13 protein-coding genes are annotated in these 14071 nt (G+C 32.0%); 5 read left to right on the forward strand and 8 right to left on the reverse strand.

What is annotated here, in order from left to right; all coding sequences use genetic code 11:
* Positions 1-520: 520 nt before the first annotated feature.
* Complete coding sequence (locus KHA90_RS07815; protein ID WP_213297242.1) at positions 521-952, reverse strand: DUF6896 domain-containing protein; 432 nt, start codon at positions 950-952, stop codon at positions 521-523.
* 218 nt (positions 953-1170) lie between these two features.
* Between KHA90_RS07815 and KHA90_RS07820 the strand changes: the two genes are divergently transcribed.
* Positions 1171-1404, forward strand: coding sequence for a hypothetical protein (locus tag KHA90_RS07820; protein ID WP_213297244.1), 234 nt, complete (start codon positions 1171-1173; stop codon positions 1402-1404).
* A gap of 228 nt (positions 1405-1632) precedes the next feature.
* Here the strand turns inward: KHA90_RS07820 and KHA90_RS07825 are convergent, their stop codons facing one another.
* Entirely contained in the window at positions 1633-1854 is a 222-nt protein-coding gene (locus tag KHA90_RS07825; protein ID WP_213297246.1) for a hypothetical protein, read from the reverse strand.
* Between the two features lie 881 nt (positions 1855-2735).
* On the opposite strand from KHA90_RS07825, the gene KHA90_RS07830 reads away from it, so the two are divergent.
* The 3 genes from KHA90_RS07830 to KHA90_RS07840 are packed head-to-tail and all read left to right on the forward strand — an operon-like array spanning position 2736 to position 4227.
* Positions 2736-3290, forward strand: coding sequence for a hypothetical protein (locus KHA90_RS07830; RefSeq protein WP_213297249.1), 555 nt, complete (start codon positions 2736-2738; stop codon positions 3288-3290).
* A 5-nt stretch (positions 3291-3295) separates the two neighbouring features.
* Positions 3296-3760, forward strand: coding sequence for a helix-turn-helix transcriptional regulator (locus KHA90_RS07835; RefSeq protein ID WP_213297256.1), 465 nt, complete (start codon positions 3296-3298; stop codon positions 3758-3760).
* A complete protein-coding gene (locus tag KHA90_RS07840; protein WP_213297259.1) occupies positions 3718-4227 on the forward strand; it encodes a hypothetical protein in 510 nt (169 codons plus the stop codon). Before KHA90_RS07835 ends, KHA90_RS07840 begins: the two co-directional genes overlap by 43 nt.
* Before the next feature lie 297 nt (positions 4228-4524).
* On the opposite strand, the gene KHA90_RS07845 is transcribed toward KHA90_RS07840, so the two are convergent.
* The 6 genes from KHA90_RS07845 to KHA90_RS07870 form a co-directional block, all read right to left on the reverse strand.
* On the reverse strand, positions 4525-5598 hold the full coding sequence (locus KHA90_RS07845) for a type I restriction endonuclease (protein WP_213297271.1): 1074 nt from the start codon (positions 5596-5598) through the stop codon (positions 4525-4527).
* An 831-nt stretch (positions 5599-6429) separates the two neighbouring features.
* Entirely contained in the window at positions 6430-6759 is a 330-nt protein-coding gene (locus KHA90_RS07850; protein ID WP_213297275.1) for a hypothetical protein, read from the reverse strand.
* A gap of 387 nt (positions 6760-7146) precedes the next feature.
* On the reverse strand, positions 7147-8352 hold the full coding sequence (locus KHA90_RS07855) for a DUF2931 family protein (protein WP_213297278.1): 1206 nt from the start codon (positions 8350-8352) through the stop codon (positions 7147-7149).
* Positions 8309-10207: a phospholipase effector Tle1 domain-containing protein gene (locus KHA90_RS07860; protein WP_213297281.1), complete on the reverse strand. Its 1899-nt coding sequence runs from the start codon at positions 10205-10207 to the stop codon at positions 8309-8311. The genes KHA90_RS07855 and KHA90_RS07860 overlap by 44 nt, the downstream gene beginning before the upstream one ends.
* 2 nt (positions 10208-10209) lie before the next feature.
* A complete protein-coding gene (locus KHA90_RS07865; protein ID WP_213297283.1) occupies positions 10210-10419 on the reverse strand; it encodes a hypothetical protein in 210 nt (69 codons plus the stop codon).
* 143 nt (positions 10420-10562) lie between these two features.
* Positions 10563-12377, reverse strand: coding sequence for a type VI secretion system Vgr family protein (locus tag KHA90_RS07870; protein WP_213297285.1), 1815 nt, complete (start codon positions 12375-12377; stop codon positions 10563-10565).
* 225 nt (positions 12378-12602) lie between these two features.
* Here KHA90_RS07870 and KHA90_RS07875 point away from each other — a divergent pair, with 225 nt between their 5' ends.
* Positions 12603-13811, forward strand: a complete 1209-nt coding sequence (locus tag KHA90_RS07875; protein WP_213297286.1) for an anhydro-N-acetylmuramic acid kinase — start codon at positions 12603-12605, stop codon at positions 13809-13811.
* Positions 13812-14071 lie beyond the last annotated feature (260 nt).

The raw sequence follows: 14071 nt of genomic DNA on the forward strand, positions 1-14071 counted from the left end.
AAAAATAGTTTTTTTTAAGGTTCTTTTATTAGGTTCTGAGGTGCAAAGTTGCAAAGGCACAAAGGTTTTTTTCTTTGCCATTTGTTTTCATCATATAAGTGACATAAGTCATCTTGGAAAACTAATTTGACGCAAAGTGTGTCATCGACCGAAGGAGAAATCACATAAGCTTTGCGCATAGTAAACCCGACAGGTTTTTAAAACCTGTCGGGTTTCGCGAACAGACGAAATGACAAGATCACGAATAACTAGATTTGACATAAAGTTTGTCATTCTGAGGAACGAAGAATCTCATCAAGTAACTCCGCAACAGTGTGTTCGTACCGCGTGTGATTTCTCGTTCCTCAAAATGAAAAGATCACGGATAATTGGATTTTGGACTTTTTTATTGGAATATTAATTTGAAGCTATTCCTGCTATCCGTTTCAATCTTTTGTGCCGAACCCCGGCACAAAAGGATTTCCACTTCTATCAGGGCTAGGGCAATTGATTTCATAAGGAGATTTACGGAGAAATTGATTTATACAAAAAATGATTCTTCAATAACTCTATACAATTTAAAAACACAACCAAAATTTGTTTCCGCTGTACTCTCGACAATTTCCCAACCTAATATTCCTTTATTTATAAGTTGATATAATTCATAGTCAATATATTCATCGCTATAATTTAGTTTTTGGTAATCCGGATGCGTTCTTATTAACTCTGAGAATTTCCATTGCGAAAATTTAATTTCGTTTACTCTAATATCATATTCATACTTAACACCATCTTTTTCAGCAGTACAACCACTTCCGTGAAAATAATAATCAATACCGTCAATAATTCCTTTTCGGTCAAAAAAAGTACTTGAAAACGAACATGGATTTTTATCGCTTTTGTATTTGTCTTTTAACAAAGCTTCAAAAGCTCTTATAAAATTAATGTAGTCAGTTAAAATTTCTTTTATCATAATTAAAAAACGAATTCATAATTTGATTCGAATATATGTTATTTTTTCGGCAAAAATAGAAAGATTTTTCTTATATTTGGCTCTTCTTAAACTACGGCACTAAGAATTAATTTAAATTTACCCTTGTGTTAATGGTGCCGAATATTGTAAAAATAATAACGCTCTAAAACGCGCGCAACACCTTATCAACATTGGTTTTAATCACCAAATGTCAAGTTATGAGTACAAACACTCTTTCAAAAGAAGCCCAAACAAGGCTAACAGATTTTTTCAACAACACAATTGAGCCAGAACAAATGGCGAAAGCACTAAGGCAAGTCAATTTTGTACTCGCTTTAGGAATTATCAGAGAAGATGAAACGCTTCAACAAGAAATTATCAAAGTAGAAAACAGCTTTTATTGGCTTAATGAACTAGCAGAGATTTTAAATCCTTATTTGGATGTGAAGTAAGATTTGTTTTTACAATTAACTAAAAAACCCTCGATTTTTTAAGATCGAGGGTTTTTTGTTTGATTTCTTTGTTGTTATTGGAACGCGTATGAAGTCAGGAGAACTTCGCACAGCTAAATTTCATGTTTCAACAAGACTTTGAAAAGCGGGTCTGTTGTAAAATTAATTGACATGAAATAGTAGCCAACAATGCCTCATACAATTTTTACAATCCCTATTTACAGCACTTTACTTTGATTTATTGACAGTATAAATTCCGCCCACAAGTAAAATGACGCCCAGCCCTAAATAAAGGTATCCTTGTTGTTTACCGGATTCGTTGGACGCATTAATTTTTAGTCCTAATAAATTGATTTCTTTTGTATTATCGGCTATTTTGTTGATACCTATATATCCCAAACCGAGACTAATAACGATTAGAATTATTCCTATTATTTTTGATGGATTCATATTTTTTGAATTTAATTGTTTCTCTAATTTAAGAAAAATATTTTTCAATCAGTTAATAATATTCATTTTATCCTAATTGATGAGGGAACATGAAACCCTTCAATCCCAAATAAACACTTTAGAAAACAGCTTTTATTGGTTGAATGAATTAGCCGAAGTTTTAAATCCTTATTTGAGTTTGGAGTAAGGTTTTATTTTGATTTTACAATAAATGGAAAAACCTCGATTTTTTAAGATCGAGGGTTTTTGTTTAATTTCTTTGTTGATTATTGTAACGGGTACGAAGTCAGGAGACTTCGCCACAGCGTATAACTTTCAATACTATTTTTGGTTTCTAGAAGACTTCGAAGAGTAACTAGGTATCTTTATTTAATCTTCCATTAAGCTTATTTGTTAAATCAGAAAGTTTTGAATCTATACTTTTGAATCTACTCATTCTTTTATTAAATATTTTTCTTTTAGTACACGAGCGAAACGCTCACGTCAGCAGCATAATAAATCAAATAATATGCAAATAGTAAACTTTCACTCTGTTAATGTAGTGCTTAATTCTACTTTTATTGTCAGGATGTCAGAGGAAATAAACCAGTACGGAAGTTATTGATTTTAATTTGTGATTTTTAAAACTTGCAAAATTTCATTAAAATTTAGTAATTGATTTTGACGCAAATAGTTATAATTTCGAACAAATCTGTGCGGAGTCTTGTCAGATATTTTAATTAGTGCATTTTTTGGTTTAAAATTTGCCTTGTATTTACTGGTAAATGTTCAATTAGACTTAAATTTTAACGGTAGTTACAAGAAATACTTGTATCAAAATTTGGTTATATTGTTTAATTGCGTAATATTTGTTCAAAAAATAAACCTATAAGTTGATTTTTATGACAAAAAATCGTAAATTTAAACTTGAAGGTTTGATACCCAATGTGTTATTTTCGATAAAATATGATGGGGAAGGAAAATGTGAATTTGTAAAATTGTTTGAAAAGTGGGACGATCCTTTATGGCTATATAATTTTTTTAAAGCAAACCAAGCTGATTTAAATAGTGGAGCGTGGGGAAGTATTACAATTGCCAATGCAGTTCGTCAAACACATGCGCAAGCAAAAGAAATGAAAAAATTAATTTTGTCAATTGCAAATGGACAAGATGATAATTTTACGATTCTTTCTCAATATTTTATGCCATTAATAAATGGAAAATACGGAAAATTAGAATGGGATAAAGGCAAAGGCTTATTAAAACATAATTGGCTAAGAATTTATGCAGTTCGTTGCTCTAAAAACACCTATTTAATTACGGGTGGTGGTATTAAACTGACAAGAGATATGTCTCCACCGCATTTGCAGGATGAACTTGTAAAACTACAACAGGCCGAAAATTATCTGCGGTCTGGAGAAGATGATCAAATTGATTTGTGTTATCTCGACTTATAAATATTATGGAAAACAATAAAAAACTAGAACAACTTATTGACGAGTCAAATTTCAATAACTCTTGGAAAGAAGACTTTCAATTACAATTAGAAAACGAATTAGATGATTTCTATTTTGAACTGTCTGTACGTATAATTGAACGTATGGATTTATTAGGTTGGAATCAAGTAGTATTAGCAGAAAAACTTGGTGTTTCCAAACAGTATGTTTCAAAATTACTTAAGTCAAAACAAAATCTTGGTTTAGAATCAATTTTCAAAATTCAGCAAATATTAGAACTGAAACTAATTGCAATTCCGGATCAAAATCCTTTAAAGCTAGAAAAACCGCAAATTACAATTAGACTTGAAGCCCCAACGCTTGCGTACATCTCTGCTTTTGACGATACAATACCTAATTATCCGACACAAAATCAATACACTGCAAAATGGCAAAAAGTAGCAAAATCAAAGTACAGCTGCAACTGTTAAAACTTACGACTGAGCAGTTTTTTCATGCAGAAAGCATTACTTCTAAAGTTGACAAAACTGGTTTAAGTATAAGTAATTCGCTTGAATATGGTCTTGACATATCAAAGTTAGCCACAGGATGCATCTATAAATTTGAATTAATTAAAGATGATGGCAATGTGCCAGTTCTAGTTCTTGAGGTTGGTGCGCATTTTAAAATAGATGAGAAATCTTTTGATAAACTTTTCGACAAAAAAGAAAATACTTTTACATTACCTTTTGCTACAGTCTGTTTAATGCTCTCTGTTGCAGTTGGTGCCGCACGTGGCTTTTTACATGCGAAGACTGAAGGAACAAATATTAATGTATCCATTCCGATTTTCGATCCTGAGACTATTATAACAGGAGATTTAATAATACCTATTTCTTCCAAATCATTAGAAATCACAAAAAAGAAAAAATCAAATAAAAGAAATCCCACTGAGTAGTGAGATTTCTTTCTTTTTTATTAATTGTGCCTCTATATAACCACATCTTGAATTGAATCAATTTTAAATGCAAAATCCACTTTAAACTAGCTGGATTTTGCATTTATAAAGAAAATTGCAGTATTAATTTCCATATCTTTTTTAATTTCCGTCAATATTTTAATAAACTTCCTATACTAGTACGAACGTCTCGCTCATGAACATTAAGAATATTTAGTGATATAGACTGTAAACACGAGCGAGATGCTCTCGCCATTACACATAATTGAAAAGACTTCTAAAACATCAAGTAATTACTTATTCATAGTTTTTTATAGTAGAAAGTAATTCTTTTTTGAATTTATAAATTTCATCAAGACTTTGCAAAGGTTGCTTTTCACCATTATCTTTTCCATTATGAAACAACTCTACATATTTGTTAGCAGAATTAAAATGTAATCTACATAATGGCTTTCTGTTATTATCGTCTAGTAAAATTCCAAAGTAAGATTGTGTATCTCTAAAAAATATTCTATTAGCAGGAATTGCTTCTCTTAAAATTGCTTTGATAATTTGTGAACCTTCTATTTCTTCTTCGGTTGTAATAAATCTTGGCGTTTCAATTTCTTCATCTACAGAAGATAATTTTTGATTTTCTTTTGATGGAATAGTTTCACCAATATTTAATGCGTTTTTAAGCCTGAAATTTATTGATTCATTTATAGAGTTAGCAAAAGCTTTCTTTGTGTATTCTTTAAAAGCGACTAATCTTGACGCAGTTAATGGTTTATTAAAAAATTTACTTACCAGAAGCTTTACAATTTCATCAGACGGATTTTGTAATTCTTTTTCAAATTCATTTCTTATTGCTTTTATATATTTTAATGCTTCTGCCGAGTCTAAAATATTTTCTAAATTATAACTGCTTTTGGTGAAATTTTCAAGAATTTTTAAGCTGGAATCAGAAATATTTGCCAAGTCTAAGGTGAAAAATGGCTTTTCATCCATTATGTTTGGTTTTTCTAAATCAGCATAAAAATTATATGTATGACCATTAGTTAAAACTCCAAAACGAGATTTTGAAACATGATAATATCGATGAAGTTGTGAATTATGCGCATCAGCATTTTCTTTCCAATGTTTACATTCAATAATTAAAATGGGTTCACCATCTTTCTTAATTACATAATCTATTTTCTCACCCTTTTTTGTACCAATATCACATATAAATTCTGGAATTACTTCTGTAGGATTAAAAATATCAAATCCCAAAATTTGAATAAATGGCATTACAAATGCATTTTTAGTAGCTTCTTCGGTATTAATTTGATCTTTTAATGAATCAACTCTTTGGTGTAATTGCTCAAGTTTTAGTCTTAAATCTGCTTCCATATTTTTAGTATATTGGTGTTTCTATTGCTATCTAGATGTTTATTTGGGTTTATTCAATTTTCTACACAGTAGCAAAAATGATAACCAACTGACGTGAGCATCTCGCTCGTAAAAGCAATTTTCAAATGTAGATTATCGATTTACAAATTATTTACGGAAAACCATATTTGTAGAGTTAAATCTTATTTATCAAAAATATCAATTAACCATTCTAAAACAAGCAAGTACTTATACCTGATTTTGTCCACAAAAAAAGCTCAACCAAAGTTGAGCTTTCACATATTAAAAAAAATCATTCCTTTCTCCAAATCCTAGTATTCAAATCCAGTTCATGAACAATATCACGCATAAACCGTACAATCGAAGATCCTCTGCTGGCGCGAGCGTCGCGCTCGTGCACATCAACGGATTTCAATTCTGTTATATCAACGTTGCGTTCACGAGCGAGACGCTCGCGCTAGCGGGGGATTTAACATTATCTTTTTATTTTAAAAGTGACTATCGAATCACAAATATTAAATCCAAAATGATAAAAATGATTAGAAACCTTTTTTATTTTTATTTCACTTTCAATGTTTCCATATTTTAAACAATCATATTTTTTTAATTCATTATATGGTATATTTATTGGAATGTTCTTATTTAATTTACAATCAAATAAGAACAAATTATATTTTTCATCTTTGTAAATAATTAATTCGTTTTTTTAAATCAAATTTTACTTCAAGTCCAATCAAACATTGATTTAGTTTTTTTTTATCAAATAAGAAAAATTTAATATTTCCCCCACCACTTTGCTTAATTGCAAAAAAATGGCTAAACTCACTACCATCAAAATAAACTGTGTTTTTTTTTGGTTGAAATAACACCAGACATGATTATTGTATCGATGTCTTTACCTAAAAAATTAAAATTAATTCTACTGTCATTTTCTTCAACATTGTTTGCAAATACAACAAGCTTAAAATTGTTTTTTAGTAGAAAAGTGTCGGTTTTTATGGTATCGTTACTTTCGTCATAAAGAAAAATTTTATTATTACACTGTTTTAGTGAGGTACTATTTTTATTACCAGTAATCTGATTATTTTTGTCTTTTTTTAATAATCTGCCACAGCTACTTATTAAAAATACAACTACTAATATTTGAATTAGTTTTTTCATAAATTGCGATCCATAAAATATTTCCAAATATATCCTTTATTGTTTTCATGATCTTTATAGGGTTTCCAAAATATATGTCTTCATACAACTGTCGTTGCTTTATTAAGAGTTCTTCCCATATTATATTTAATTGTTCCTACTGTTTCGTAATAATCTACATTTTTTATACTTTCAGATTCATGTGAATCCTCTGCTGGCGCGACCGTCGCGCTCGTGCACATCCACGGATTTCAATTCTGTTATATCAACTTTGCGTTCACGAGGTAGACGCTCGTGCTAGCTGGGGCTAATAATGTATTATTGCCCGTTTTTAAGTACAACATTAAATCCATCATAGTTCGCTGGTAAATGGCCATATTTATTGCAAATCTGTTTCAGTATTTTCCCTTACTTTTCTTGCCAATATTCAATTTCTAGAGTTTTCAAAGGTTCTCTGCCTTCCCACTTAGGAAAAACAAAACCTTTTGGAAGAGAATAATAGGATTTTATATTTTTATCTTCAGAATCTAACATTATAAACTCCATCAATTTTATTTTTTTATTTTTACCTGTTAGCCACAAAATACCCTTGTCTCCACCTTTATATGAACTGATAATTATACGGTTGTAATATTCAGTTTTATTTGAAATTGAATCGACATAAGGTCTAGAAACTAATTCTTTTAGATTTTGTGGCATTACCAAAATTCCATGCATCATTTTATCTTGATTAGTTATTTTCCATTTTAAATCAATTTGAACCGGCAGTTTTTCTTGTCTTTTCAAATTATTATTTTTTAAATAATTATAATTTTCCCATTTATAAATATCTATAGAATTGATAGACGCTATATTAGTCCATGATTGATACCAAGAACCATCCCTTGAATAAATAGTTACTATTTTAGGTTTCACTAAACAATCTTCACTGCTAAATCCTATATCATAATCATACTTTTCTTCTCCTGCTTCCCAAACTGAATATGGAACTCCATGTAAATACAAATAAATACTAGTTTCAGAATTAATATATTCTTTTGAATTTTTAACTTCTTTCATGAGTTCCTGATATTCTACATTTCCTTTCATCCATATTCCTTTATTTTGAGCTTTAAATTTTACAATTTCAGTAATTACCTGACCTGCTTTCATCCAAATAGTAACATTGCCTCCGGGTGCTGTACCAGCCACCAATACAGTATAATCATCTATTTTACCATATGAATTTACAGCCCCTGAGCGAAACAATTGAATCATTTTTTTTTGAGGTAATTTATATCCTCTTTCGTATAATATATCGTCTATACCACATGACCATTTTACAAAAACGCTGTCAGGTACTGGTTTAAAAATATCTCCGCCTGTAAAACCTCCCATTGTTATTCCCCAACCTTGTCCTACGCCAACATTAGTAGAAGCTCCTGCAACACTTTTTCCTTGGTAAAAATATTCTACAAAAGGAGCTGCTGAATAATATTTAGGAGAAGAAATTCCTGCATTCCATTTAAATTTTTCTTGTTTTTTTGGAGATTGGCAACTTGCCATTAAGACAAAAAGCAAAAGAGTATAACTAACGATTCGCATAAAACTTTCTTTTATAAGTGATATTTCCATTTTCGTCTTTTTCATAGGCTACAGGATAATTGACAAAACCATAATTTCCTAGAATAGAATGATCACCTGTTTTAGAATATAATGCATCTAAACCACCATAATGTGCCGATAAGTGTACATATTTATTACAAATATAACTGTACATTTCCTTAGAGAGTTTATACGGTTTCTTATCTTCTTTTTTGCTGATTTCTAACATTTTAGTTAAATACTCTTTTAATATGATATCTTTTTCGGGTATTTCATATTCGAAAGGATAGTCTATCTTAGCATTATTGCCTATTGCAGTCTTATAATTTTCATAAAAAGGAACCTCATGATCTATTGCTTTCTGGAGCATTACATACATAGGGACCAAGCTGTATTTGTTTGAAATTATTCTTTGATCCGTTATCATATAATGGTCTGAAAGTTTGGTCTCGCTTACTGTATGTTTTTTTGTGGGGTCATAAACCCGTTCTTGGGGTGGCAAATAATCACCGGATCTCTGCACTTCTTTACTTTCTATTATCGGAAAGTATTTATCAAAAAGTGGGTCGGCGGTAGTTTCCTGATAATGATCGTAGGTATTAATTAAGTCAATTTCTGTTTTGTTTTTAGAGAAATAGTGATTAACATAAAAATCCTTTACCTTTTGTTTTTCAGCTAATATACCTGAATTATTTACAGGAACATCAAAAAAATCAACTACAGATTTGTACTTGTCTAAACTGGCATATCCGCCGCCAATATCTGAATGCGCTCCAAGCATTGTAAAAGTAAATCCGGTATCAACAGGAGTAAGTGCAAAATTTTCGCGCCATTCGTTTTGAGCTAAAATGTGAAAAACTTTCTTGATTCCTAAACCTGCCAGACTGGTTTTTATGGTTTGTAAACTTGCCTGTGCCACACTTGACATTAGACCTATAACTGGCAATGAAGAGAGTTTGTATCCTAAATTTTCCTTTATTACCATATCGCCGACTACGGTATCAAAAACGCCTAAAAATCGTATTTCTATACTATACGTTTGCCCAACCGGCAGATATCCTTTTTCCTGTAGTTTCTTTCCCAGTAAACCACCTGCATGTATAAGTACTGTTTGTGCAGAGCCTTGATTATGTTTGTCTTTTGGGATAACTTTATAATCTACTGTTTTTTTTACTTCGTTGCAAAAATGTCTTGCTGCTGCTGCGCCACGGCTAAAACCAAAAACATCAAAAACTATTTTATTGATTTTTTTGGTCGTTGGGATATTGATAAACTGGTCGTTGACCATATTTTCAATTCCCTGTTCTACACGGCTTAATATTCCCCAACCAGAACGCCCAAATGCTGAACCTAAAACATCATCAGCTTCATCCTGTTTTGTACCAATGCCCTCTACATATTGTTTAAGAATTACATATTCGCCACCAAATTCTTTTTTATCATCAATGACTGTAACTTCTTTATACAAATCATGCAGTTTGACAATATTAGAATAAGGATTCCAGTAACTGTCACGATCAGCCACTTTCACTTTTACATTTACCTCGCGCTGTTGTTTGTCTTTAACCGTATTTATAAACTCAAAACTTGCGGGTATGGTATCCGCTTTATAAAATGCTTCACTTGATTTAATTTTAGAGTAATATGTTTTTTCAGAGTTAAAACGATTATTGCCTGTACCATCAAAAAACATTCCTACATATACATTTACGGCATCTTCCAGTTGTTTTGGCACATACTTTTCAGGATCACCATAGCTATAACTGGGCGCAAAATAATCAATGTGTCCGTTAGAATTATGTTCGATTCCTTCATTTGCAAATACTTTAGACACGCCGCCAGTTTTTTCATTAATATTGCCTTTTACTCTTATATATTCTGACATCGTTATTTATTTTCTTCGGTTATAATTAAAGTTAAAAAGTCTACTGTGCGAAATTGCCCCTTGTCATAAAAAGTTTTATTTGCAATTTCCTGAACTTGTTCGATAGGCATCATGATATATCGTGTACCATTAGATAACTTAATTTCATCTCCCATTTTCTCTAATTGAAAAACCTTTGAGTTGATCTGTATAGTACGTGGATAACTTATCATAATATTACCAACAGGATCTTTATAAAAAAAAAACTTTTGGAAATACATTTAAATACGCATCATTAATTAAATTATAGTAGAAACAATTTAGATCTTTCTTTCTTATTATAGTTACGTCACCAAGTGTCTTCATAGTTATATTTCTAATTTAGTCGCGTGCCTTCGCCACTATTATTTTTTATTTCCTGATCTGAATGGAATTCGTGTCCAGATTCACTTTGTATAATAATTTTACTCTCAGTTGATATATTTCTTCCCTTTTTAACTTCTGAGTTAGATTCACCATCAATTTGTTTATAACTGTCTCCAACTACATGCAGTGTTTTATCTCCGCCCACGCTTGTATGCAAAACTCCGCCAATATTAGTGGTCTTATTCATTATCGCCGTTTCAGCAATATGAGTTCCTGCATTATAAGTAATCCCTTCTGAGGCATTTACTATAAAATTTTTACAATTGAATGTGATTGTTTCAACAGAAGTCAAATTCATATTTTTACTCACTTCATCAAGATGCAATTCATTTCCGCTTGGATCAGAAAGCCAGATACCTGTTTTTTCGACAAATTTTAATAATTGACCAAATCTAAATTTGAATCCTTTTATCATATTTTTGGGATCGAAGAATTCAGGTTTTGCTTTTCCGTTATAATGTGATCCGGATATATAAGGTCGATCAATATTACCGCCTTCAAAATCAACCAGAACTTCATCACCAATTTCGGGTCTGCAATAAATCCCTCTGCCTTCGCCGGAATATTGTTGTGTCATTCGCATCCATTCACTTTCGTTGTCTCCGCCTGTCCAGTAAAATGCTACCTTTATACGTCCCATTTTTTCCGGGTCGTTATTGTCTATAACTCTTGCAGATTGGCTTGCTGCGCTTGCAAAAGCATCTACATTGGTATAATGAGGTGCGGCAACATCAGCAGGAATGGCTCTGAACTTACAGGTGTAATTTCCGTGAACCTCAGATTGATGTATTACTTCAATAGCAATAAGTTCATGCTCGACAGTTTGGTTCTGGATGGTAAAAACTTGTCCTACGCCAATAGGCAAGTACGAAACTCCGGTATAAAACACGCTGTTTGCATCTCTGCCTGCGGTTTTTAGTTTCGCCATTTCTGAAATTTCATCGGCATTTTTTGCCTGATTGGTATATCCAGCAACGCTTAAATCAGGTTGTGAAACCGAGGATTGCCTGTCCAGCGCGACTCTTGAAAAACTGTCTGCACTTCCTGAGTTTGTTTTAAGTTGCGATGCAAAGATGTGTTTGTCATCATTATAATCATAACCTGTAAACGATGCTTTGTGAGATATCAATTTTGTTTCGATTCCGAATTCATGCAGGGAGGATCCATTAATCAATTTTACTTTGCTGGTTTTTAACTGACCAAATTGTATGCGCATTCCATCAAAATAAAACCATTGTGCATGTCGTGCCGAAAGACGTTTTAAGAAATTAAAACTCGTTTCGTTGTATTGTGGCTTGTAGTCAAAATATTTTGTGTTCGTGGGTTTGATAGCGTCTATCTGGTAAAACTCTCCGGCAGTTTCTTCAGAAAATATTTTTACTGCAATTTCCTGTAAGTTTCTGTCTAAAAAGATTCTGGATTTTGCCAGATCGTCCAGTAGAACGGTGTGACTTGTACCTTTTACATGTAAACCAACAGGGCTTCCGTGGATATCAATCGACTTTAAACCTGTAATAAATCCTTTGGACATTAACCTTATGCCTCCGTTTAAGCTTTTAAAAGTAAAAATTACTTCCATACCTTTATAAGTACGCAACGCTTTTGCCTGATCCGCAGGTTTGATAATAGCTTGACCAGTATATTGCCATACAAATGAAAAATAATGATGATCCATCACAGCTTGTGAAAGTTCTAAATCGTAGTATATAACTGTTTGTGTAAATCCGTCAATAGTGATATGAACTTGTTCTGAAAACTTAGACATGCTGATTGGTTTTAATAGTTAGTTGTTTTGATATCAGTAAAACAAAACTATTATCGCAGTTTAAATAGCCTCAATAAGTTTTATAAAACATAGAATAAGACATAATTTGAATTGCGAAGATTAAGTTGGATAAAACATCAGTAAAAAACATTTTCCCTACATTTATATCCAAATAAAATCTGATTTTAGCATTACCAAAAAACGCTTCCTTAAAACATATTTTTAATGAATAAAAACATACGCTCTCTTTATGAAATTGCCCAAAAAGAAACCCGAAAAATAATCGGTTTAATGTCCGGAACTTCGATTGACGGACTTGATATTGCGCTTTGTGCTATTGCTGGCTCTGGCGAAAGTACTGATGTAAAAATTCTTGAATTTGAAACCATAAATTATACTGAGGATATTAAAACCGAAATCCGCAAAGTGTTTGCTCAGAAAACGATCGATTTTCAGCATTTGGCTTTATTAAACGAATGGATCGGGATTTTGCATGGAAATATGGTGAACGATTGTCTCTCAAAATGGAATGTTTCCGCAAATGAAGTCGATTTAATTGCTTCGCACGGACAAACGGTTTTGCACGCTCCGAAGTTTTTGCATCAGCAGGAAAAATTTCCTAATGCGACTTTGCAAATTGGCGATGGCGATCATATTGCGGTAAAAACAGGAATTATAACGTTGTCGGATTTCAGACAAAAACACGTTGCTGCAGGTGGCGAAGGTGCGCCTTTGGCGGTTTATGGTGATTATTTATTATTCAGCAAAAAAGATGAAAACCGCATCATGCTTAATATGGGCGGCATTGCGAATTTTACGTATTTACCTGCTTCCCTAAACGCCAGCGACGTTTTTGTAACCGATACCGGAACCGCAAATACTTTAATCGATATTTACACCAAACATTATTTTCCTGAAAAAAGCTATGATAAGGATGCCGAAATTTCTAAAAGCGGAATCGTAAATCAAGACCTTTTAACCAAATTAAAAAGTGATGCTTTCTTCCATAAAAGTTTTCCAAAAACAATTGGTCAGGAATTATTCAATTTTGAATTTGTACAAAAAGCGCTTTTAAAAACAGGTTTAGAGAACATTTCGGCACCAGATTTGTTAGCTACTTTAACGCGCCTTAGCGCAGAAACAATTGCGGAAGCAATTTTGTTTGTCGTAAACAATTCAGGAACGCCTATTGGGGATTTCACCGTTTATATGTCTGGCGGTGGCGCAAACAATCCATTGTTAGTGACTTGGCTAAAGGAATTATTGCCTTGCAGGTTTCAAAAAAGTGACGATCTTGGTATTGCAGGTGATGCAAAAGAAGCTGTTTTGTTCGCCATTTTAGCCAATGAAACTGTTGCAGGAGGAGATTATAATTTTGGTTCAAAAAAAGGAATTCCTTCTGTGACAATGGGGAAAATTTCTTTTCCGGATTAAATGTTTGTCCCGAAGAGACAAAAGCACAAAGTTTTTTTGCCACAGATTATAAGGATTAAAATGATTTTGTTTCACGCAGATTCTGCAAATTAAGCAGATTTAATTTAGATTTTTTTTAATTAATCTGCGCGTATTTGCTTAAATCTTTTTAAATCTGCGTGAAATTTATATACGAGATAATCTTTGTGAATCATTATAATCTGTGGCTTAAAATTTTCTCTCGCAGATTTGGCAGATTAAGAAGATTTTTTTTTAATAAT

Source organism: Flavobacterium psychroterrae (assembly GCF_018380615.1).
Lineage (GTDB): Bacteria > Bacteroidota > Bacteroidia > Flavobacteriales > Flavobacteriaceae > Flavobacterium > Flavobacterium psychroterrae.